Source organism: Corallococcus exercitus (assembly GCF_003611585.1).
Taxonomy (GTDB): domain Bacteria; phylum Myxococcota; class Myxococcia; order Myxococcales; family Myxococcaceae; genus Corallococcus; species Corallococcus exercitus.
Genome location: NZ_RAVW01000006.1, coordinates 26,807 through 47,429 on the forward strand (window position 1 = coordinate 26,807; position 20,623 = coordinate 47,429).

Annotated in this window: 25 protein-coding genes; 6 read left to right on the forward strand and 19 right to left on the reverse strand. The window is 69.4% G+C overall.

Translation table 11 applies throughout. The features are described 5' to 3' along the window. The first annotated feature begins 87 nt into the window (after positions 1–87). A complete protein-coding gene (locus tag D7W79_RS01425) occupies positions 88–1,569 on the forward strand; it encodes a hypothetical protein (protein ID WP_120523520.1) in 1,482 nt (493 codons plus the stop codon). Positions 1,570–1,579: 10 nt separating this feature from the next. Here the strand turns inward: D7W79_RS01425 and D7W79_RS01430 are convergent, their stop codons facing one another. Beyond that, positions 1,580–2,311, reverse strand: a complete 732-nt coding sequence (locus D7W79_RS01430) for an SIR2 family NAD-dependent protein deacylase (protein ID WP_120523521.1) — start codon at positions 2,309–2,311, stop codon at positions 1,580–1,582. 73 nt (positions 2,312–2,384) lie between these two features. On the opposite strand from D7W79_RS01430, the gene D7W79_RS01435 reads away from it, so the two are divergent. Continuing rightward, entirely contained in the window at positions 2,385–2,879 is a 495-nt protein-coding gene (locus D7W79_RS01435; protein ID WP_120523522.1) for a free L-methionine (R)-S-oxide reductase MsrC, read from the forward strand. Positions 2,880–2,897: 18 nt separating this feature from the next. On the opposite strand, the gene D7W79_RS01440 is transcribed toward D7W79_RS01435, so the two are convergent. Further along, a complete protein-coding gene (locus tag D7W79_RS01440) occupies positions 2,898–3,815 on the reverse strand; it encodes a pseudouridine-5'-phosphate glycosidase (RefSeq protein WP_120523523.1) in 918 nt (305 codons plus the stop codon). 185 nt (positions 3,816–4,000) lie between these two features. Here D7W79_RS01440 and D7W79_RS01445 point away from each other — a divergent pair, with 185 nt between their 5' ends. Continuing rightward, a complete protein-coding gene (locus D7W79_RS01445; protein ID WP_120523551.1) occupies positions 4,001–4,927 on the forward strand; it encodes a DMT family transporter in 927 nt (308 codons plus the stop codon). Between the two features lie 6 nt (positions 4,928–4,933). On the opposite strand, the gene D7W79_RS01450 is transcribed toward D7W79_RS01445, so the two are convergent. The 3 genes from D7W79_RS01450 to D7W79_RS01460 form a co-directional block, all read right to left on the reverse strand. After that, the gene (locus tag D7W79_RS01450; RefSeq protein WP_120523524.1) at positions 4,934–6,670 is read right to left on the reverse strand and encodes an FHA domain-containing protein; all 1,737 of its coding nucleotides are present in this window, start codon (positions 6,668–6,670) and stop codon (positions 4,934–4,936) included. Between the two features lie 66 nt (positions 6,671–6,736). Next, entirely contained in the window at positions 6,737–7,912 is a 1,176-nt protein-coding gene (locus D7W79_RS01455) for a DUF2314 domain-containing protein (RefSeq protein WP_120523525.1), read from the reverse strand. Beyond that, positions 7,909–8,523 carry a deoxynucleoside kinase gene (locus D7W79_RS01460; RefSeq protein WP_120523526.1) on the reverse strand — a complete coding sequence of 205 codons (615 nt, stop codon included), beginning with the start codon at positions 8,521–8,523 and terminating at the stop codon, positions 7,909–7,911. Before D7W79_RS01460 ends, D7W79_RS01455 begins: the two co-directional genes overlap by 4 nt. 211 nt (positions 8,524–8,734) lie before the next feature. On the opposite strand from D7W79_RS01460, the gene D7W79_RS01465 reads away from it, so the two are divergent. The 3 genes from D7W79_RS01465 to D7W79_RS01475 are packed head-to-tail and all read left to right on the forward strand — an operon-like array spanning position 8,735 to position 11,618. Further along, complete coding sequence (locus tag D7W79_RS01465) at positions 8,735–9,535, forward strand: lysophospholipid acyltransferase family protein (protein WP_171435318.1); 801 nt, start codon at positions 8,735–8,737, stop codon at positions 9,533–9,535. A gap of 40 nt (positions 9,536–9,575) precedes the next feature. Further along, complete coding sequence (locus D7W79_RS01470; RefSeq protein WP_120523552.1) at positions 9,576–10,925, forward strand: tetratricopeptide repeat protein; 1,350 nt, start codon at positions 9,576–9,578, stop codon at positions 10,923–10,925. 36 nt (positions 10,926–10,961) lie between these two features. Next, the gene (locus tag D7W79_RS01475; protein ID WP_120523527.1) at positions 10,962–11,618 is read left to right on the forward strand and encodes a hypothetical protein; all 657 of its coding nucleotides are present in this window, start codon (positions 10,962–10,964) and stop codon (positions 11,616–11,618) included. A 131-nt stretch (positions 11,619–11,749) separates the two neighbouring features. Here the strand turns inward: D7W79_RS01475 and rplQ are convergent, their stop codons facing one another. The 14 genes from rplQ to rplR all read right to left on the reverse strand — a co-directional run bounded on the left by rplQ (position 11,750) and on the right by rplR (position 20,601). Continuing rightward, positions 11,750–12,169 (reverse strand): 50S ribosomal protein L17, encoded by a 420-nt coding sequence (gene rplQ, locus D7W79_RS01480; RefSeq protein ID WP_120523528.1) that lies wholly within the window; start codon positions 12,167–12,169, stop codon positions 11,750–11,752. 191 nt (positions 12,170–12,360) lie between these two features. Beyond that, entirely contained in the window at positions 12,361–13,383 is a 1,023-nt protein-coding gene (locus D7W79_RS01485; RefSeq protein ID WP_120523529.1) for a DNA-directed RNA polymerase subunit alpha, read from the reverse strand. 218 nt (positions 13,384–13,601) lie between these two features. Further along, positions 13,602–14,228: a 30S ribosomal protein S4 gene (gene rpsD, locus D7W79_RS01490; RefSeq protein ID WP_120523530.1), complete on the reverse strand. Its 627-nt coding sequence runs from the start codon at positions 14,226–14,228 to the stop codon at positions 13,602–13,604. A 69-nt stretch (positions 14,229–14,297) separates the two neighbouring features. Next, complete coding sequence (gene rpsK / locus D7W79_RS01495; protein ID WP_120523531.1) at positions 14,298–14,738, reverse strand: 30S ribosomal protein S11; 441 nt, start codon at positions 14,736–14,738, stop codon at positions 14,298–14,300. Positions 14,739–14,813: 75 nt separating this feature from the next. Beyond that, the gene (gene rpsM / locus D7W79_RS01500; RefSeq protein WP_120523532.1) at positions 14,814–15,197 is read right to left on the reverse strand and encodes a 30S ribosomal protein S13; all 384 of its coding nucleotides are present in this window, start codon (positions 15,195–15,197) and stop codon (positions 14,814–14,816) included. 55 nt (positions 15,198–15,252) lie between these two features. Further along, entirely contained in the window at positions 15,253–15,369 is a 117-nt protein-coding gene (gene rpmJ, locus D7W79_RS01505; RefSeq protein ID WP_002633586.1) for a 50S ribosomal protein L36, read from the reverse strand. Positions 15,370–15,436: 67 nt separating this feature from the next. Beyond that, the gene (gene infA / locus D7W79_RS01510; RefSeq protein ID WP_002614803.1) at positions 15,437–15,655 is read right to left on the reverse strand and encodes a translation initiation factor IF-1; all 219 of its coding nucleotides are present in this window, start codon (positions 15,653–15,655) and stop codon (positions 15,437–15,439) included. A gap of 151 nt (positions 15,656–15,806) precedes the next feature. Further along, positions 15,807–16,565 carry a type I methionyl aminopeptidase gene (map, locus tag D7W79_RS01515; RefSeq protein WP_120523533.1) on the reverse strand — a complete coding sequence of 253 codons (759 nt, stop codon included), beginning with the start codon at positions 16,563–16,565 and terminating at the stop codon, positions 15,807–15,809. Positions 16,566–16,666: 101 nt separating this feature from the next. After that, positions 16,667–17,317, reverse strand: coding sequence for an adenylate kinase (locus D7W79_RS01520; RefSeq protein WP_120523534.1), 651 nt, complete (start codon positions 17,315–17,317; stop codon positions 16,667–16,669). A gap of 89 nt (positions 17,318–17,406) precedes the next feature. Beyond that, entirely contained in the window at positions 17,407–18,753 is a 1,347-nt protein-coding gene (gene secY, locus D7W79_RS01525) for a preprotein translocase subunit SecY (RefSeq protein WP_120523535.1), read from the reverse strand. Between the two features lie 131 nt (positions 18,754–18,884). After that, positions 18,885–19,412 (reverse strand): 50S ribosomal protein L15, encoded by a 528-nt coding sequence (gene rplO, locus D7W79_RS01530; RefSeq protein WP_120523536.1) that lies wholly within the window; start codon positions 19,410–19,412, stop codon positions 18,885–18,887. 16 nt (positions 19,413–19,428) lie between these two features. After that, positions 19,429–19,698: a 50S ribosomal protein L30 gene (rpmD, locus tag D7W79_RS01535; protein WP_120523537.1), complete on the reverse strand. Its 270-nt coding sequence runs from the start codon at positions 19,696–19,698 to the stop codon at positions 19,429–19,431. A gap of 2 nt (positions 19,699–19,700) precedes the next feature. Further along, positions 19,701–20,222, reverse strand: a complete 522-nt coding sequence (rpsE, locus tag D7W79_RS01540) for a 30S ribosomal protein S5 (protein WP_014395877.1) — start codon at positions 20,220–20,222, stop codon at positions 19,701–19,703. Positions 20,223–20,244: 22 nt separating this feature from the next. Next, positions 20,245–20,601 (reverse strand): 50S ribosomal protein L18, encoded by a 357-nt coding sequence (gene rplR, locus D7W79_RS01545; protein WP_120523538.1) that lies wholly within the window; start codon positions 20,599–20,601, stop codon positions 20,245–20,247. Positions 20,602–20,623: the final 22 nt, after the last annotated feature.

A 20,623-nucleotide genomic window follows, 5' to 3' on the forward strand; every position in this document is an offset into this window, starting at 1 on the left:
GCCCTTGACGCAAGGGATTGAATCCACCTGACGCGAAACACGCTGGCCCGGGTCTTGCCATGGAGTCCCCGTGGAGGAACACACGGAATGGGTATTCGCGTAGGCGTGGTGGGGGCGGGGTTGGTGGTCATGTCTTTGCTGTCGGCGGGTTGCAACGACGGGTCGCCGACAGTCGATCCGCAGGACGACCCTGTCGTCGATCCAACCGACGGAAACGAAGTTCCCACGCTCCCCCCGCCGGGTTCTCTACCGGACTCCGGCACGCCCCCTCCTGACGAAGATGGAGGGACGCCGGATGCGGGCGGAACTCCTGACGCGGGGACGACGCCGGATCCGGATGCCGGCACCGGCGAAACACCCGACGCGGGCCCGTGGCCCACGGACGCGGTGCTCGACTACACGCGCTCGTATGGCGTCGGCAAACCCCAGAGCGTCGGCGTTGATGAGGGATTGAACCTCTGGTTCCTCGACGGCCGCCGCATCGGCGTGTTGCGCCCGGGCGACACCGCTCCCACGTGGACCACCGGCGTCGGCCAGGCGCGTGAGCCGTTTGGCCCGGAGGCGCTCGCGATGAGCTCCTCGGTCATCTGCGGCGGAGCGGCCGGACGCGCCTACGTGGGCTACACCGCCAACGAGATGAAGCGCGCCGAGGGCATCGAGCAGCGCACGTACATCCCCTGGAGGGGTGAAGCGGGCTACACGCCCGAGCGCTTCGCCGAGTACCAGAAGGGAGACCTCGACGCCGTCCGCGTCCAACCCGACGGCAGCGTCGCGCTCGAGGAGCACCTGTGGCGCACCACCGGCGCGTCGAACAAGGACCGGCAGGCGGGCATCCACAACACCAATGACTTCCACTACGAGGAGGACCGCTCCGTCCTCAACTGCGCTCGCGTGACGCGCGGCCGCGACCGCGGCGACCTCTACATCACCACCAACCACGGCGTGACGCGCGTCCAGGGGCTCACCTACAACAGCCACCGCCACCCGGGCTGGTACCTGTTCGAGGACGGCTCCGAGTGGGGCTCGCTGCAGTGTCCCTACATGCATGGCCTGGGCATCGCGCCGAACGGTGACGTCCTCGTCGCCAACGAGCAGATGCTCGGCGTGCTCGTGCCCAGCCCGAAGCTGGAGGAGTGGGACCGCGAGCTCACCTGGGAAGGCCCCACGCCCTGGAAGTTCAAGAGCTACAACGAGCTGATCAACGGACAGGCCACCGACGACTACTGGCGCGCCTTCGAGCAGGTCAGCTCGGGCCGCTACTACCTGGGCAGCGCGGAGTACGGCGTCTGGGCGCTGACGCCGAAGTCCCGCTCGGCGGGCAACTGGTCGAAGGTCGCGGGCCTGCCCACCAACCGCATCCTGTCGCTCAAGGCGACGGACGACGGCGCGCTCTACATCGGCACCAACGGCGCGGGCCTCTGGCGGCTGGAGGCCGACGGCACCACGCTGGCCCAGGTGAAGGAGGTGTCCGGCCAGCGCGTCCTGCAGATGGTCTACGAGCCCACCGTGAAGCCGAGCATGCTGCTGGTCCTCACCGACCAGGGGCTCACGGTCCTCCGGGGGCCGTGAGCCCGGGGACTCAGACGAGCTTCGCCAGGGTGGGCAGCACCTGCCCGCTCTGACCCTGGACGAAGTGGTGGAAGCGCTCCGTGTTCGCGGCGGACTCGTAGTTCACGAGCCACGTGTCCCCGCGCACGGAGCGCACCTCGTCCACGATGCCCGCCGCGGGCCACACCGCGCCGGACGTCCCCGCGGCCAGGAACACCAGCCGCGTGCCGTCCTGGCGCGTGATGAACTCGCCGATGCGCGCCAGGTCCTGGGGGGCCAGCATCTCCCCGAACCAGACGATGTCCGGCCGCAGCCGGCCTCCACAGGCGTCGCACTTCGGCACCGTGCCCGACGGGTGCACGGTGGCGTCGGAGAAGGGCTGGCGCGAGCAGTCCGCGCACTTCGTGCGGAAGAGGTTGCCGTGCATGTCCACCACGCGCTGGCTGCCCGCCTTCGTGTGCAGGCCGTCCACGTTCTGGGTGGCCAGGAGGAAGCGGTCCCCCAGGTGCTGCTCCCAGCGCACCAGCGCGTCATGGCCCGGGTTGGGCTTCACGTCCGCCGCCCCCGCACGGCGCTGCGAATAGAAGCGCCAGACGAGCGCGGGGTTCGCCTCGAAGCCCTGTGGGGACGCCACGGCTTCCACGGGGTGGTTCTCCCACAGCCCGTTCATGCCCCGGAAGGTGGGCACCCCGCTCTCCGCGGAGACTCCGGCACCGGTGAGCACGAGCAGACGGGTTCGCGAATCCAGGACGAGCGGTTCCACACGACCTCCTGTGCCAGCGGGCACGAGGGTTGTTAGAAGGGGCGGGACGGACTTCCTGACAGAGGACCCCATCATGGCCGAAGTCACCCTGGATCTGCGCGGTCAGCCCAAGACCGAGGCATACGCCGAGCTGAAGACGCACGCGCTCGCCATTCTCGAAGGCGTGGATGACGACATCTGCGCGATGGCGACGATGAGCTGCCTGCTGCACAACGCCTTCGGCCACCTGTGGACGGGCTTCTACCGGGTGGTGACGCCCGGGAAGCTGCTGCGCGTGGGCCCCTACCAGGGGACGCTCGGGTGCCTGGAGATCACCTTCGGCAAGGGCGTGTGCGGCACGTCCGCGGCGAAGGGAGAGACGGTGGTGGTGCCGGACGTGCACGCCTTCCCGGGCCACATCACCTGCGACGGGCGCTCCGCGTCGGAGATCGTCGTGCCGGTGTACGGGCGCAACCGTGAGCTGCTCGCGGTGCTCGACATCGACTCCGAGCACAAGAACACCTTCGACGACGTGGACCGCGCGGCGCTGGAGGACCTGATGTCCTGGTTCCAGCACCGCGCGTCCTGAGTCGTCGCCGCGCGGCGTTCAGCGCTTCGCGAGGCGGGCGTAGGCCACGGCCAGCGCCCCCGCGAAGCGGGCGTTGTTCTCCAGCAGCGCCAGGTTCGTCTTGAGGGTCTTGCCGCCGGTGCGCCGGGCCATCTCGCCCAGGAGGAACGGCGTCACGGCCTTGCCGCGCACGCCCTGGCGGTCCGCGTCCGCCAGCGCCGACGCGATGTGCAGCTCCACGTCGTTGCGGCCCAGCGCGGCCTCCGCCGGAGGCGGCACGGTGTAGAGCACCCCGCCCTGCCCCAGCATGTCGAAGCGAGCGTGGGCGATGCGCGCGGCGGTCTCCGCGTCATCCGCGCGGTGCTCCAGGGAGAGGCCGGACTCGCGGCTGTAGAAGGACGGCAGCTCGTTCGTGCCCACGCCGATGACGGGCACGCCCGCCGTCTCCAGCAGCTCCATCGTCTTGGGCAGGTCCAGCACGGACTTGGCGCCCGCGCACACCACGGCGACGGGGTAGCGGGACAGCGCCGCGATGTCCTGGGAGATGTCCCAGTGCTCGGAGGCGCCCCGGTGCACGCCGCCGATGCCGCCGGTGGAGAAGACGCGGATGCCCGCCGCCGCGGCCAGCTCGCACGTGGCGCTCACGGTGGTGCCGCCGCTGGCGCGGGTGGCCATCGCCACGGCCAGGTCGCGCGAACCCAGCTTGAGGAGCTTCTCCTTGCCCTCGGCCAGCCGGCGCATCGCGGCGTCCTCCAGGCCAATCCACACCTCGCCGTCCACGATGGCGATGGGCGCGGGCACGGCGCCAGCGCGGCGGATGGCCTCCTCGCACGCGCGAGCGGCGGCCAGGTTGTCGGGATACGGCAGGCCCTGCGCGACGACGCTCGTCTCCAGCGCCACCAGCGGCTGCCCGGAGTCCTTCGCGCGCCGCACCTCGTCCGAATAGCGGAAGTCCATGGGCGGGCATTTACGCCATGGGCGGGGCGGCCGGACAAGCACGGGCGTGGGGAAACGTCCGCGTGACGTCGCCCGGGCGGAGCACCGCGCGTGCGGGTCGGCTGCCGTGGATGCGGCACGGGGCTGTCTGTTCGTTGCAGCTCCGTCGGTTGCATCCGGACTCGCGGCGCCCTATGCCCCGCCGCGTGAGCACCTCGTCGCCCGCGGTCGCAGCGCCTGCCCGTCTCCTCTCCGCCTCCGACGTCGCGATGATCGCCGTAGTGGTCGTCTGGGGAACGAACTACACCCTCGTGAAGGACGCGCTGGACGGCATGCCGCCCCGGGCCTTCATGTCGCTGCGCTTCGGACTCGCGGCAATCGCGATGGGGCTCGTGTTGTTCGCGGTGGAAGGCCACAAGCCGATGCCGTGGAAGACGTTCCTGCGGCTCACCGCGCTGGGGTTCGTGGGCAACACGCTGTACCAGCTGTTCTTCATTGAAGGGCTCGCGCGGACCACGGCGGCCAACAGCGGAATGCTCACGGCGGTGAGCCCGGTGGTGACGGCGGCGCTGGGCGCGGCGCTCGGCATCGAGCGGCTGCGGCGCCCGGTCGTCGCGGGGCTCTCCCTCGCGGTGGTGGGAATGCTGCTCGTGGTCGGAGCGCGGGGCCCGAACCTGGGCGCGGCGACGTGGACGGGCGACGCGCTGATTGTCTGCAGCTCGCTGTGCTGGGCCATCTACACGGTGGGCACGCGCGCGGTGGGCACGGACGTGTCCGCGCTGCGCGTCACCGCCATCACCATGCTCACGGGGGCCCCGGGCGTGGTGCTTGCCGGAGCCTCCCAGGTCATCGCGCTGGACACGTCGCGCGTGAGCGCCGCGGGCTGGATCGCCCTCGTGTACTCGGCGCTGGTGCCGCTGGTGCTCGCGTACTTCGTGTGGTTCCGAAGCGTGCAGCAGGTGGGCACCAACCGCACGACGCTCTACGGAACGGGCATCCCCGTGGTCGCCGCCCTCACCGCCTGGGCGATTCGCGGCGAGCGCCCCACCCTGTTCCAGATCCTCGGCGCGGCGCTCATCCTCGCGGGCGTGCTGATCAGCCGCCGCAAGGACACCGCGGTCACGAAGGCCTGACACCGCTCAGCCGCGAGTCCCCCGCTCCAGCGTCAGCCCGTACTCCTCCATCTTCCGGTCGAGCGTGGGCCGGCTGATGCCCAGGAGCTCCGCCGCGCGGACCTTCTTCCAGCCGGACTCGCGAAGCGCCTCCGCGATGGCGTCGCGCTCCAGGCGGGCCACCTTCTCCTGCAACGTGCGAGGCGCCTGCCCCACCGCGCCCTCGCGCACCTCCGGAGGCAGCTGCGGGATGCCCACGTGGCCCGCCGCGTACACGCGCCCCAGCCGCTCCGCCACCAGCTCCAGCTCGCGCACGTTCTGCGGCCACGGATACTCCGCCAGCAGGCGCCGGGCCTCCGGTCCCAGCACCGGTGCCTCCCGCCCTCCCTGCCGGGCGCCACGCAGCGCGAAGTGCTCCAGCAGTACCGGCACGTCGCCCCGCCGCTCGCGGAGTGGAGGTACCTCCAGCTCGAAGCCCGCCAGTCCCCGGGCCAGCGCCGCGTCGAACTCTCCCCGGGACGCGAGCCGAGACACCGGCGAAGCACTGGTGGCGACGATCCGCACGTCCACGGGCTCCTCGCCGCCCTGCCGCGCCGGAGCCGCGCGCCGGGCCAGCATCCGCGCCAGTCGCTCCGCCGCGGGCCGGGGAAGCGCCTCCACGTGGCGCAGGAGCAGCGTGCCCGCGTCCGCGCGCAGCACCGCGGACGTCACCGGAAGCTGGCCGGGAGCGCCCGCACGGCCGAAGAGCGCCACCTCCACCGCCTCCAGGGACTGCCGGCACTCCACCGTCACCCACGGCCCCAGCGCGCGCGGAGACCGTCCATGGAGGAAGTGCGCCAGCAGCGCCTTGCCCGTGCCCGGCTCGCCGTACAGCACCACCGGGGCGGCACTGCCCGCCGCGCGCCGAGCCTCCTCCACCACGCCCCGGAACGCCCGCGAGGTCCCCAGCGGCGTCACCCAGGGCATCTCCGCCGCCTCCGCCTCGACGCGCGAGCGCACCGCCGTATAGGCCTCGCCACCCAGCCGTCCCAGCGATGCGAGCAACTGGCCCTCGCCCTCCGTGAACGGCGACTCCTCGCGCTCCACGTACAGCACGCCAAAGGGCATCCCGCCCGAGGCCACCAGCGGCGAGCACAGCGCCGTGTCCGTCCGCCCCAGCTCCTTGCGCTCCAGCGCCGCCTGCACCAGCGCGCGAGGCACCTCCACGGACGCCGCGCCGGACACCGCCGCCGTGCGAAGTCCCTCCGGTCCGCTCAACAGCGCCGCCGCGCGGTCCGCGTTGAGCGCGTGCGCCGTCTCCTCGGACAGCCGCCGCAGCACCATCGCCTCGCTGGTGGCCCCCAGGAGCGCCGTCCCCGCCGAGTACATCGCCGCGGCCGCGCCCACGTGCGGCAGCACCTCCTCGATGGGGACGTGCTGCGGCTCCGAGGCGGGCGCGCCGGAGGGCTCGTCGACGATGGACACCGGCGGCGGCTCGTACACCGCGATGGTGGCGCCCACGCGCATCCGGTCACCCGGCCGCAGCACCGCCTCTTCCTGGAGCGCCAGCCGCTGCCCGTTGAGCAGCGTGCCGTTGGTGGAGCCCAGATCGCGCAGCCGCACCTGGCCCGCGATGGTGTCCAGGAACAGCTGCGCGTGGCGCCGCGACACCTGGTCGTCTTCCAGCGGGATGTCGCAGGAGGGACTGCGTCCGAGGGTCAGCTGGGAGACGACCTCGTACCGGCGCCCCGCGGACGGGCCCGTGAGCAGCAGGAGTGCCGGCATGCGGACGCGGAGCCTAGCAGCGCCCCTCGGGGCACCCGCAAGACGCGTTGGGTTGGACGCGCGGCGCTACATCGGGCGTTCGGCGGTCAAAAGACTCCGCAGTTCGGACTCGTTGAGCGCGCGGCCCTCCCGGGCGATGGCCAGGGCGTTGATCTGCTTCTCCTCCACCTCCACGTGGGCGCCCTTGCGCCACTCCGTGGTGTGCACCGCGCCATCCACCAGCCGGCCCACGACGGAACCCTCGTCCCGGGCCACCGCCTCGAGCCACAGGTTCTCCACCACCACCTCGCCCTCCGGGTGCGTCTCGAAGGGGGCCCGAACCAGGAACGTCAGGGGCTCCATCAACCCCTTGCGCTGGAAGCGCGCCAGGAACGCGGGCAAGAGCGCCTGCGCCTCCTCGTGCATGGCCTTTGTCTGCTCGGCCGGCTCCTTGGCGAAGCGCTCCCGGTACGTCGCCAGCAGCTCCGCCGTATTGTGCCGGCCCAGCGGCGACACCACCGTGAGGAACAGCCCCTCGTGGCCCTCGAAGGCGTCCAGCGGCACGCCCAGCAGGTTCGCGCGGGCCTCCTCGGAGGGGACCATGGTGAAGCTCTGGCCCTCGCTGGTGGACACCTCCGAGCGCAGCGCCGGCCCCTGCGCGAACGCCAGGTCCGTGCACAGCTCGTGGAGGAAGCTCTCCGCGGCCAGCAGGTCGCCCTCGCCCAGGTGGAAGATCTCCACGTCGCGCGCGCCGAACTTCTCCATCCCGTGCGAGTGCACCCACAGCGGCGTGTCCCCCTCCGCCAGCTCGATGGCATGCAGGTGCACGTGGTCGCGGATGTCGAAGTCCAGCTCCGTGATCTCGACGACGTCCTCGGGCTCGTGCAGCTTGAACGCCGTCAGGTCCACGAGCACGCCCGGCGCCTGCTCCATCAGCGTGCGCACGGTCCACAGCGCCTCGAAGACGGGCAGCGTGGGCTGCGCGCCGCCCGGCTCCAGGAGGAACGCGTAGCAGGCCTGCGACTTCTCCACGCGCGCGAAGGCCTCCGGGCTGCCGCTGAACAGCTCCTGGCTGACGCGCGGCCGGCCATCGGACAGGGGCTTGAGCACCACCTTCACCTCCGAGCCGTCCGCCCGCACGGTGAAGCCCCAGTCGCCCTCGTGCGGCACGAACTCCACCTCGTCCGTGGCGAACGCCGCGCGCAGCGCGTCCAGGGACGGCGGCACGGGCTGCTCGGTGGCCAGGACGTAGACCTCCTTCACAGGTGCTTCTCGATTTGCCGGAAGAGATCCACGCGGTCCACCAGGTCGGTGAGGTAGTCCAGCTTGTCCGTCCCCAGCACCAGCACCGGCGACAGCGAGTAGCCCCCGAACCACTCTTCGTAGAGGGCGTTGAGGCGCTTGAGGTACGCGGTCGGGATGTCCTTCTCCATGGCGCGCCCGCGCAGGCGGATGCGCTCCTTCAGGGTGACCACCGGGCAGCGCAGGTAGATCATCAGGTCGGGCGGCCGGAGCGACTGGGAGATGGTCTGGTACAACTCCCAGTACGTGGACCAGTCGCGCTTGTCGATGAGCCGCTGGCGGTGGAGGTTCTTGGCGAAGATTTCCGCGTCCTCATAGAGCGTCCGGTCCTGGAGCACGGTGCCGGGCGTCCGCTCCAGTTCCCGGTGCAGGCGGAACTTGTGCGTCAGGAAGAAGAGCTGCGAGCGGAACGCCCACGTCTTCATGTCCTTGTAGAAATCCGCGAGGTAGGGGTTCTGGTCATTGGGCTCGAAGGACGGCGTGAGGCCGTACTTCCGGCACAGGAAGGACGTGAGCTCCGTCTTTCCGGCCCCGATGTTGCCCGCGATGGCGATGAACTTTTTCCTGGCCACGCCACCCTTGCTTGTAACCCCAGCGAGCGGCATTCACCAGAAACAATGGCGAGGGGAGCCATGGTAGATAAAGTGCATGCCCCCGCCCCGTTGCGCACGCCCAGGAGCCCGTGCCGGCGCCCCCGCCGAGCCGCCTGGCTGCCCGACCGGTGAGCGGCACCCCCGGGGCCCGTCCGGCGCTCAAGCCACCCGGTAGGAGAAAAGGCGACGCATGCTGCGCAAGCTGTGGTGCATCCTGGTGGTCACGGTGTGGTCCGCGGTCTGCTTCCCCATCGCATGCCTCGCGATGCTCGTGACGCTCAACCCGTCGCGCTCGGTGGGGGTCGCCCGGAGGCTCTGGTCGCCCGTGCTCCTGTGGGCCGGGGGCGCGAAGCTGGAGGTCATCGGCGGGGAGAACGTGGACCCGAAGCGGCCCACCATCTACGTGGGCAACCACCTGTCCACGCTCGACATCCCGGCCCACTTCCTCGCCGTGCCGGTGGACTTCCGTTTCGTCGCCAAGTCGCAGCTGCGCTGGGTGCCCTTCATCGGCTGGTACCTCTGGATCGCGGGTCACATCTTCATCGACCGCGGCGACCGCTCGTCGGCCATCGCGTCGCTGGACAAGGCCGCCCGGCAGATCCGCGCGGGCACCAGCATCTTCCTGTACCCGGAGGGCACCCGCTCCCAGGACGGCAGCATCCTGCCCTTCAAGAAGGGCCCCTTCGCGCTCGCGCTCAAGGCCCGCGTGCCCATCTGCCCCGTCACCATCGAGGGCACCGATAACGTGATGCCCAAGAACTCGTGGAACATCACCCCGGGCCCGGTGCGCGTGAAGATTGGCCGCCCCATCGACACCACCGGCTTCGCGGACAACGACCGAGAGGGCCTGGCCCGCGCCGTGCGCGCGCAGATCATCGCGGACAGCCTCTCCCTGGGCGGCAAGGGCGGTGACCCGGACACCGCCGTCGCCGCGCCGAACCGCGAGGGCGTCGCCCAGCGCGCCTCCTCCGCCACCTCCAAGGCCTCCTGAGCTCCCCGTGCCCCTGCTGACGCCCTCGAACCGCCTCCGCATGCTCCGCTGGCCCGCAGCCCTCCTGGGACTCGGGCTGCTCGTCACCGGCTGCGGCCACGGACAGGCCCAGGCCCCCGCGCTGTCCCCCACGGCCCAGGCCCGCGCGTACCTGGACGGAAACCAGCCCGAGGAGGCGTTGAAGCTCCTGCGCGAACTGCACACGCGCACGCCGGACGACGTGGACGTGGCCCGCGCCCTCACCGAGGCCCAGGTGAAGGCAGGCCACGCGGACGCCTGGGCGGAGGAGCTGCGCCAGGCCATCGCGAAGAACGAGCGCGCGGTGGACCAGTACATGCTGGGCCTGACCCTCTTCTCCCGGGCCCGGGACGCGGGCGCCCCCACCGTGGCCGCCTTCGAGCGCGCCATCACGCTGTCTCCCACCACCGCGGAGTTCCACTACCGCCTGGGCGTCGCACGCCTGGAGTCGGAGCAGTACGCCGCCGCGCTGGGCCCGCTGCGCAAGGCCGTGGAGCTGGCCCCGGAGCGCGCGGGCTGGAAGCTGCCCCTGGCCAAGGCCCTGGCCCGCACGGGTGACGCGGCGGGCGCCGTGGAGGCCCTGGGCACCGTCGTGAAGGGCAGCCCCACGCCGTCGGAGGTCGCCACCGCGCGGGCGCTGATGAACCAGCTGGCGGATCCGTTCCAGAACTTCCCCAAGGCGGCGGAGGCGAAGCTCGAGGAGGGCATGCGCTACCTGCACGAGCTGGACGCGCCCCAGCACGCCCTCATCGCCTTCGAGGAGATCCTCCACGACTACCCGGACCTGGCCGTGGTGCACGCCCTCCTGGGGCTGGCCTACCAGCGGCTGGATGATGCCGGCCGCGCCGTGGACGAGTTCAAGCAGGCCATCGAGCGCGCCCCCCAGGACGGCAAGAACCAGCTCTACCTGGGGGAGCTGTACCTGTCGCGCCAGCGCACGGACGCGGCGCGCACCGCCTTCGAGAAGGCCGTGGTGCTCAATCCGCTGCTGGAGCTGGCCTGGTTCCGCCTGGGCGACCTGCGCCTGGAGTCCCGCGACCTGGCCACCGCGAAGGAGGCCTTCCAGGTGGCGGTGACGTTGACGCCGGACTCGGCGCCCGCGCGCGGAAAGCTGTCGCTCGTGTACCAGCTGGAGGGGGACTACGCGGCCGCGCAGCGCGAGCTCAAGTACGTGGCGGACAAGGACCCGGAGAACACCGAGTTCGCCCTGCGCCTGGGCCTGCTCTACACCGAGGAGGCCCAGAAGGCCCGCCGCCCCGAGGAGCGACAGAAGGCCGCGAGCGAAGCGGAGCGCTGGCTGGGCAAGGTGCTGGAGACCCAGCCCGACAACGCGGTGGCCAGCAAGGCCCTGCAGGTGCTCAAGGGCCAGTAGCCACCGGCGCACCGCGCCCTCTACACTCCGCCTCCGATGAGCGACGCGCGCAAACCCGCCCCTCCCAGCACCCCGCCGCCCCGGACGCCGTCCAATCCCGGCACCCAGCCCCGCGCGGCCACCAGCCCCGGCATGCGCGCCGTGAGCGCCGCCCGCGCGGCCCCGCTGGAGAAGCCCAAGACGGAAGGCCCGCTGGGCAAGCGCGTCGCCGCGGAGACCTCCAACGTCCTGCTCAACGCCTTCTCCATCCTGAAGGAGCAGCTCGCGGACTTCCGCGCCAGCGACCGCTTCTTCAAGTACAAGGCCGGCATCGTCGCGGCCTGGGTGGCGCTGTCCGTCGCCAGCTTCGCCATCGCGTGCCCGGGCAGCTCCCTGGACACGGGGGACATGGACGCGCGCCTGGTGCTCAGCGACAAGCTGGACCGGCCCTCCGTCACCATCTGGAACGAGAGCAAGGACGTCTGGCGCGACGTCATCATCACCGTGAACAACGAGTACAAGGCGGTGGTGGCGGAGGTGCAGCCCGGCAACTTCGTCACCATCACGCCCAAGCAGCTGCTGGGGAAGAACGGCGGCTCCGCCCCCGCGGACCTCCGCTTCCAGGCGCTGACGATGAAGAGCTCGGACGACAACGCCGACCTCACGCCCTCCCTCCAGGAGGAGTGGAAGCGCCTCCTCGCGCCGAAGCAGTAGCCGCCGCGAGCAGGGCCCTCCCGACCTCCGGAAACACGAAGGGCGCCCTCCTGAAGCAGGAAGGCGCCCTTTGTGCTTCTTCAGTCCGGCCGGACCTCACTCACAGGAGAGGCCCGGGCGCGGAGAACGGCTCAACCCTCGGTCTTCGCCTCGGCGGGAGCCTCGGTCGTCTCGGCGGCGGCCGGAGCCTTCGCGGGACGGTCCACCAGCTCGATGAGGGCCATCTCCGCGGCGTCGCCCCGGCGGAAGCCCAGGCGCACGATGCGGGTGTAGCCACCCGGGCGAGCGGCGTAACGCTCCTTGTACTCGCTGAACACCTTCTGGAGGACCGTGCGGTCCTTCACGGTGCGGGCGGCGAGGCGCACGTTGGACAGGCCACCGCGCTTGGCGAGCGTGATGATGCGCTCGGCCAGCGGACGGACTTCCTTCGCCTTGGGAACGGTGGTGCGGATGGCCCCGTGCTCCAGCAGCGACGTGACCATGTTGTTCAGCATCGCGAGACGGTGGCTCGTGGTGCGGTGCAGCTTCCTTTGTCCGACCTTGTGGCGCATGCGCGTGCTCCGGGGCCTCTTCTTGAGAGCCCCACCACTCCGGCCGTATCAGGTACCGGGTGGGAAGGACGGCCCCGACACCGGGGGCCGCCGTTGAATCGGGCCCTGTGTACCAGGGCCCCCTGCCCCGCGCCACCGTGATGCCGTGTCGGTGGGAGGCGGGACAGGTGCTTCAGGAAAACGACGACGCTTTAGGCCTTGGGGGCGGCGGGAGCCGGCGCGTTCTTCGGCGGCCAGTTCTCCAGCTTCATGCCCAGCGACAGACCCATCTCCGCGAGGATCTCCTTGATCTCCTTCAAGGACTTGCGGCCGAAGTTCTTCGTCTTGAGCATCTCCGCCTCGGTGCGCTGGACCAGGTCACCGATGGACTTGATGTTCGCCTGCTGCAGGCAGTTGGCGGAACGCACCGACAGCTCCAGCTCGTCCACCGAGCGGAACAGGTTCTCGTTGAGCTTCGCCTCTTCCTTCGGCGCCTCGGCGACGACCGGCTCCTCGGTCTCGTCGAAGTTCACGAACACCGTGAGCTGCTCCTTGATGATCTTCGCCGCGTACGCCACCGCGTCCTGCGGCACCACGGAGCCGTCCGTCCAGACCTCGAGCGACAGCTTGTCGAAGTCCGTGACCTGACCGACACGCGCGTTGGTGACCTGGTAGTTCACCTTGCGGATGGGCGAGAAGAGCGAGTCGATGGGGATGGTCCCGATGGGCGCGCCCGCCACCTTGTTGGTGGACGCCGGCACGTAGCCCCGGCCCCGGCGGCACGTCAGCTCCATGCGCACCTTGCCACCCTCGGAGACGGTGCAGATGTGGTGACCCGGGTTGAGGATCTCCACGTCCTGGTCCGCGATGAGGTCGCCCGCCTTCACTTCCTTGGGGCCTTCCACCTCGATGCGCAGCGTCTTCGTCTCGTTCGTGTGCATCCGGAGGAGGACCTCCTTCAGGTTCAACACGACGTCCGTGACGTCCTCGGCCACCTCGGGGATGGTCGTGAACTCGTGGTCCACGCCTTCAATCTTCACGGAGGTGATGGCCGCGCCCTGCAGCGACGACAGCAGCACCCGCCGCAGCGAGTTGCCCAGCGTCGTCCCGAAGCCGCGCTCGAGCGGCTCCGCCACGAACTTGCCGTACGTGGGGCTCAGCGAGTCCTGGTCCACTTCCATGCGGCGCGGCTTGATGAGGTCGCGCCAGTTCTTCGCAACAAACGTATCCGCCATGGGGACTGCTCCTCGGAACGTGCGCCATCACCCACATCCCCGCCAAAGTGGCGGGAGGACGGGCACGCGGGGGGACTGCGTAACAGCTTCGCCCGGCGCGCGCAGGACGCGCCCTCCAGGCGATGAAACGACAGGCGACAAAGCAACGACGCCCCGGCCTCGTCGGCCAGGGCGTCCACTGCGGGAGGGGCCCGGAAAAGCGGGCCCTGCACCCAGGACTACTTCGAGTACAACTCGACGATGAGCTGCTCCTGGATGGGCATGGTCAGGTCCTCGCGGTTGGGGACCGTCTTGACCGTGCCCTTGAACGCCTTCTTGTCCAGGTCGATCCACTGGGGAACGCCACGGCGGTCCACCGTCTCCAGCGCCTCGGAGATGCGGAGCACCTTGCGGCTCTTCTCCACCACTTCCACGGCGCTGCCCGGCTTCACGGAGAACGACGGGATGTTCACCCGGCGGCCGTTGACCTGGAAGTGACCGTGACGCACCAGCTGGCGCGCCTCGTTGCGCGTGTCCGCGAAGCCCATGCGGAACACCACGTTGTCCAGGCGGAGCTCCAGCTGCTGCAGCAGGTTCTCACCCGTCTTGCCCTTGGCCGCGGACGCGCGGTGGTAGTACCCGCGGAACTGATTCTCGAGCAGGCCGTACATGCGCTTGACCTTCTGCTTCTCGCGCAGCTGCACGCCGTAGCCGGAGAACTTCACGCGGCCCTGGCCGTGCTGACCGGGGGGATAGGGGCGGCGCTCGATGGCGCACTTGTCCGTGTAGCAACGGTCGCCCTTGAGGTACATCTTCAGGTTCTCGCGCCGGCAGATACGGCAGGCGCTCGCGGTGTAACGAGCCACGGAAACTCTCCTTGCAGATGGTCTGGAGCCGGGCCCGCGCATGACGCGAGCCCCGGCCCGAAGCGGTGATTAGACGCGGCGGCGCTTGGGCTGACGGCAGCCGTTGTGCGGAATGGGCGTCACGTCGCGGATGAGGCTGATCTTCAGGCCAGCGGCGGCCAGCGCGCGCAGCGCCGACTCACGGCCCGCGCCCGGGCCCTTCACGAACACCGTCACGGTCTTCAGGCCGTGCTCCATCGCCTTCGCCGCGGCGTCGCCGGCGGCGACCTGCGCCGCGAACGGCGTGGACTTGCGGCTGCCCTTGAAGCCGCGCGCCCCGGCCGACGACCAGGAGATCACGTTCCCGGACACGTCCGTGATCGTGATGATGGTGTTGTTGAACGTGGACTGGATGTGGACCACGCCGTTGAGGATGTTCTTCTTACCCTTGCGCTTGTTCTTCTTCGCCGCAGGGGTCTCGCCACCCTCGGCACCGGCCGGCGCCGCGGCGGTATTGATCTCGTCAGCCATGTGAATCGCTGCTCCTGGGAGTAGGTGATCAACGCCCGCGCCTCACACGGGGTGAGGCTGCGGGCGCCAGAGGGTTTAGCGGGCCGGAGCGGCCGGCTTCGCGCGAACGATGCCGCGCTTGGGACCCTTGCGGGTGCGCGCGTTGGTGTGGGTGCGCTGGCCGCGGACCGGAAGACCCTTGCGGTGACGCAGGCCCCGGTAGCACCCCAGGTCCATCAGGCGCTTGATGTTCATGGTCACCTCGCGCCGGAGGTCACCCTCGACCTTGTAGCTGGCCTCGATGATCTCGCGGATCTTTCGAGCCTGGTCCTCGGTGAGGTCCTTGGTCCGGGTGGTGAGATCGATGCCCGCCGCCTCGATGATGTCGTGCGCGGTCTTGTTACCGATCCCGTAGATGTACTGGAGCGAGATCACCGCGCGCTTGTTGGGCGGCAGATCGATGCCGGCGATACGAGCCATCTTCGGTCTTCCTTGTTGTGGAGTTGGTCTGAGGCTTGAGAGTCCCTGGGGACTCTCAGCCCTGGCGCTGCTTGTGCCGGGGGTTGGAAGCGCAGATGACGCGCACGATGCCCTTGCGGCGGACAACCTTGCACTTGTCGCAGATCTTCTTGACGGACGCCCGAACCTTCATGGAGCGAACTTCCTTCCTTCAGCGGAGAAAAGCACAACAGCCGGTCCGCACAGGCGGCCGGCGCGAATTACTTGGCCCGGTACGTGATCCGTCCGCGGGTCAGGTCATACGGAGACAACTCGACCTTCACCTTGTCGCCCGGGAGGATACGGATGAAGTGCATCCGCATCTTGCCCGAGATGTGCGCGAGCACCTTGTGGCCGTTGTCCAGCACCACGCGGAACATCGCGTTCGGTAGGGGTTCCATGACGGTCCCCTCGACTTCGATGGAATCATCCTTCGGCAAGCGTCAACCTTCTTCCCGGACCACGAACCTTCTGGAAGCGCGGCGGGATAACACTTTGGTCCGTAAGTAGCAAGCGCCGCGCGATCTGAAATCTGGACCTCTATCAACACCTGCTGACATCACCCTATTTCACCCCGGGTCTGGGGGTCCTTCATGAGCGCCGGGTCAGCACTTCCGGCCCTCGCTCCGAGATCAGGATGGTGTGCTCGAAGTGGGCGGACAACTTGCCGTCCACGGTGACGGCCGTCCACTCGTCCTCCAGGACCTCCACATCGGGCGTTCCCTGGTTCACCATCGGTTCCACCGCCAGGACCATGCCCGGCCGCAGCTTCATCCCCGCCCCCGCCTGCCCGTAGTTGGGAACCTGGGGCGGCTCGTGCAACTTCCTGCCAATCCCGTGCCCGGTGAAGTCCCGGACCACGGAGAACCCTCGGGCCTCCACGTGGCTCTGCACCGCGTGGCCAATGTCCCCAATCCGGTTGCCTGGCTGCATCACCTGGATGGCCTTCTCCAGGGACTGCCGGGTGACGTCCACCAGGGCCTGGGCCTCCGGTGTCACCTTCCCCACCGGCACCGTGCGCGCCGAGTCCCCGAAGAAGCCACGGTAGACCACCCCGAAGTCCAGCTTCATCAGGTCCCCGGCCACCAACCGGCGCTTGCGGTTGGGGATGCCGTGGACCACCTCCTGGTTCACGGAGGCACAGAGCACGCCCGGGAAGCCGTGGTAGCCCTTGAACGCCGGCCTGGCGCCCTTCTGGGCGATGAGCTTCTCCGCCAGGGCGTCCAGCTCCCAGGTAGAGACCCCGGGCGCCACCGCCTTTTCCAGCTCGTCCAGGATTTCACAGACGATGCGCCCCGCATCCCGCATCAGGGCAATCTCGTCCGGGCTCTTGAGCTCCACCGGGTTCATGCGCCCCTTTCCCTACCAAGCTGCTGCTCTGTCGGGAACCCGCGACCGGTGTGGCGGCAGTCCAGACCGGCCCTGCCCCCGCCCTGCGGCCTGGCCTGGACTCAGGCAGGCCGACCGGCGGCCTTCTTGATCTCCTCGTAGATGCCCTCCGGAGACCCGACGCCGTCCACGCTCTTGAGCAGCCCCTTCTTCGCGTAGAAGTCCTTCAGGGGCGACGTCTCCGCGTCGTACTTCTGCAGGCGCTTCTCGATGACCTCCGGCGTGTCATCCGGGCGCTGCACGAGCTCCGTGCTGCACTTGTCGCAGAGCCCGGCGCGCTTCGGAGGGCTCTGGGTGACGTGGTAGACGGCCCCGTCGTTGGGGCACACGCGCCGGCCGGAGCCGCGCTCGACCAGCGTCGAGTGCGGGACCTCGAGCGACACCACCGCGTTCAGCTGCTTGCCAAGCCGCTCCAGCATCCGGTCCAGCGCGTCCGCCTGCCCCGGGGTGCGCGGGAAGCCGTCGAGCACGAAGCCCTTGGCCACGTCAGGCTCCTTCAACCGCTCCTCCACGATGCCGATGACGACGTCGTCAGGAACGTAATGTCCCGCGGCCATCAGCGGCCCGGCCACCTTGCCCAGCGGCGTGCCGTCCTTCACGGCCTTGCGCAGGATGTCGCCGGTGGAGATCTGCGGGATCTGGAAGTCCGCGTAGAGCTTCTTCGCCTGGGTTCCCTTCCCGGCGTTCGGCGGCCCCAAGAGGATGAGGTTCATGTCGCTCCTTTGCACCAGCGTCCACCCTTGAACGACGAGGCGCCCCTCCCCACCATTGGGGAGAGGCGCCAGAACACAACCGACCGACGTCAGGCCGCCACGCGGACCCGACCGCGGATGCGCGGACCGCGCGGACCCGCGAAGCCTTCGTAGTTGCGGCTGATGAGGTGCCCCTCAATCTGCTGCACCGTGTCCAGCGCCACGCCCACGACGATGAGGAGCGCCGTGCCGCCGAAGGTGAACCGCACCCCGAGCACGCTGCTGATGACGGACGGAATCACGCAGATGATGGCCAGGTAGATGGCGCCACCGAACGTGAGGCGGTTGAGCGTCCGCTCGATGAACTCCGCCGTCTGACGGCCCGGGCGGATGCCGGGGATGTAGCCACCCTGCTTCTTGATGTTGTCCGCCACGTCATCCGGCCGGAACGTGAGCGCCGTGTAGAAGTAGGAGAAGAACACCACCAGCAGCACGAACAGGCCGTTGTAGACCCAGAGGTTGCCCTCGATGGCGCGCTGGAAGCCCTGCAGGAAGGGGAACCACGCGCCCAGGGTCGCCGGGAAGGACAGCACCGCGCCGGCGAAGATGGGGGGAATCACGCCCGAGGCGTTCACCTTCATGGGGAAGTACGTGGCCTGGCCCGCGAACATGCGCCGGCCCGCCATGCGCTTGGCGTACTGGATGGGTACGCGCCGCATGCCCCGCTCCACGTAAACCACCACGCCGATGATGAGGAGCATGAAGAAGAGCAGGCCCAGCACCGCGGCCACGTTCACCACTTCCTGCGTCGTCAGGTCGAGCAGCGTCTTCGCGCCGGGCAGCACGCGCGCCACGATGCCCGCGAAGATGATGAGCGAGATGCCGTTGCCGATGCCGCGCTCGGTGATGCGCTCACCCAGCCACATGATGAAGGCCGTGCCCGCCGTGAGGCTCACCACCGTCATGAAGGTGAACCAGAGGTTGTCGTTGGGCACCACCACCTGGTTGAAGCCGGCCTGCCCCGCGTCGGAGCGGCCCAGCGAGGCCAGCCAGCGCGAGATGCCCACGCCCTGCACGATGGACAGCACGATGCTGCCATAGCGCGTGTACTGGTTGATCTTCTGGCGGCCCGCGGCGCCTTCCTTCTGCAGGCGCTCCAGGCTGGGCACCACCACCGCCAGCAGCTGGATGATGATGGAGGCGCTCACGTACGGCATGATGCCCAGTCCGAAGATGGACATCTGCTCCAGCGCGCCGCCGGAGAAGAGGTTGAACAGCGACACGAGGCCGCCCGATTGTTTCTGGGCGTCCATGAACGCGTTCATCGCGGAGCGGTCCACGCCCGGCGTGTTGATGAAGATGCCGATGCGGTAGACGGACAGCAGCACGAGCGTGTACGCAAGCCGGCTGCGCAGCTCCGCGATGCGGAAGACGTTGGCGAGGGCGTTCAGGGCCACGGTAATGCCATCCTCTTCAAGAGGTTCTGCCAGCAACAACAAACGCCCCTCTCCGGTTCCGGAAAGGGGCGCGGAAGCCTACACAAGGCTGGGGGCGCGCACCACATCACCGTGATGCGCGCCGGTCACGCCTACGCCCGGGGCTGGCGAGGAGCCTTGACGCCCTTGCCGGCGTGGGCCTTGGAGGCCGACTCCGGCTTGTGCGCCACCAGCGGGAGCTCCTCCACGGAGCCGCCCGCCTTCTCGATGTTCTCGCGGGCCGCCGCGGACACCTTGTTCACGCGAACGGTCAGCTTCTTGGCGAGCTCGCCATGGGCCAGGACCTTCACGCCGTCATAACGGCCCTTGACCAGGCCCGCCTGCTTCAGCGCGGCCTCGTCCACCGTGGCGCCCGCGTCGAACACGTGCTCCAGGTCACCCAGGTTCACCACCGCGTAGGTGGTGCGGTTGGGCGGGTTGAAGCCGAACTTCGGCAGGCGGCGCTGCAGCGGGCTCTGGCCGCCTTCGAAGCCTTCGAACCGCATGTTGCCAGAGCGGGCCTTCTGGCCCTTGCCACCGCGGCCGGCCGTCTTGCCCAGGCCGCTACCCTGGCCACGGCCCACGCGCTTCTTGCGGTGCCAGGAGCCCTCAGGGCGCTTCAGATTGGTCAGGATGCTCATGATGGATCCTCAGTTCTCAGGCCTTGGCCTTGGCGGCCAGGCGCTCCAGGGCGCGGTCCCGGGCGACAATCTTCCGGGGCTTGCGGCGCTTGGGCGCCGGAGCCTCCTGGCTGACCGTCTCCAGGGAGACCAGGTGCTTCACCTTGAACACCATGCCGCGCACCGCCGGGGTGTCCTTCAACAGCCGCTCGTCGCCGAACTTCTTCAGACCGAGGCCCTTGATGGTGGCCAGCATGTCCTCGGAAGAACCCGAGTAGCTCTTCGTCAGCTTCACCTTGAGCGCCATGGCTAGCCCCTCGCCTCGCCCGCGAGCTTCTGCGTCTCGACGTCCTTGCCACGCAGCCGCGCGACCTGCTCCGCGCTGCGCAGCAGCTTCAGGCCCGCGACCGTGGCCTTCAGCACGTTGTGCGGATTCCGCGACCCCTGGCTCTTGGTCAGGATGTTGCGGATGCCCGCCGCCTCCAGCACCGCGCGCACCGCGCCACCGGCGATGACGCCCGTACCTTCAGAGGCCGGCTTCAGGAGCACCCAGCCGGCACCGAAGTGCCCCAGGATCTCGTGCGGGATGGTGTGGCCCATGCGAGGAACGCGGAACAGGTTCTTCTTCGCGTTCTCGCCGCCCTTGCGGATGGCCTCGGGGACTTCGTTGGCCTTGCCCAGGCCCACGCCCACGTGCCCGTTGCCATCGCCCACCACGACGAGCGCGGCGAACGAGAAACGGCGGCCACCCTTCACCACCTTGGCCACGCGGTTGATGTTCACCACGCGGTCGGTCAGGTCCAGATCGTTCGGATTGATCGGAGTTGCCACTTGAGGAATTCCTTTCTGGTACCTAGAACTTCAGGCCGGCTTCGCGCGCGGCGTCGGCCACGGCAGCGATGCGCCCATGGTAGGGGAAGCCGTTGCGGTCGAACACCACCGCATCGACGTTGGCGGCCTTGCACTTCTCCGCGATGAGGGAGCCCACGCGCTTCGCGTCGGCCTTCTTGTCGCCCTCGTCCTTGCCCTTCAGCTCCTTGGACAGGGACGACGCATACGCCAGCGTGCGGCCAGTGGAGTCGTCCACCACCTGCGCGTAGATGTGCTTGAGGCTCTTGTACACCGTAAGCCGCGGACGCTCGGTGGTACCCGAGAGCTTCTTGCGGATGCGGTTCTTCCTCTTGAGGCGCTGCTCGACAGTCTTGGACATGGCTGCTTCCTTTTCCGTCCGG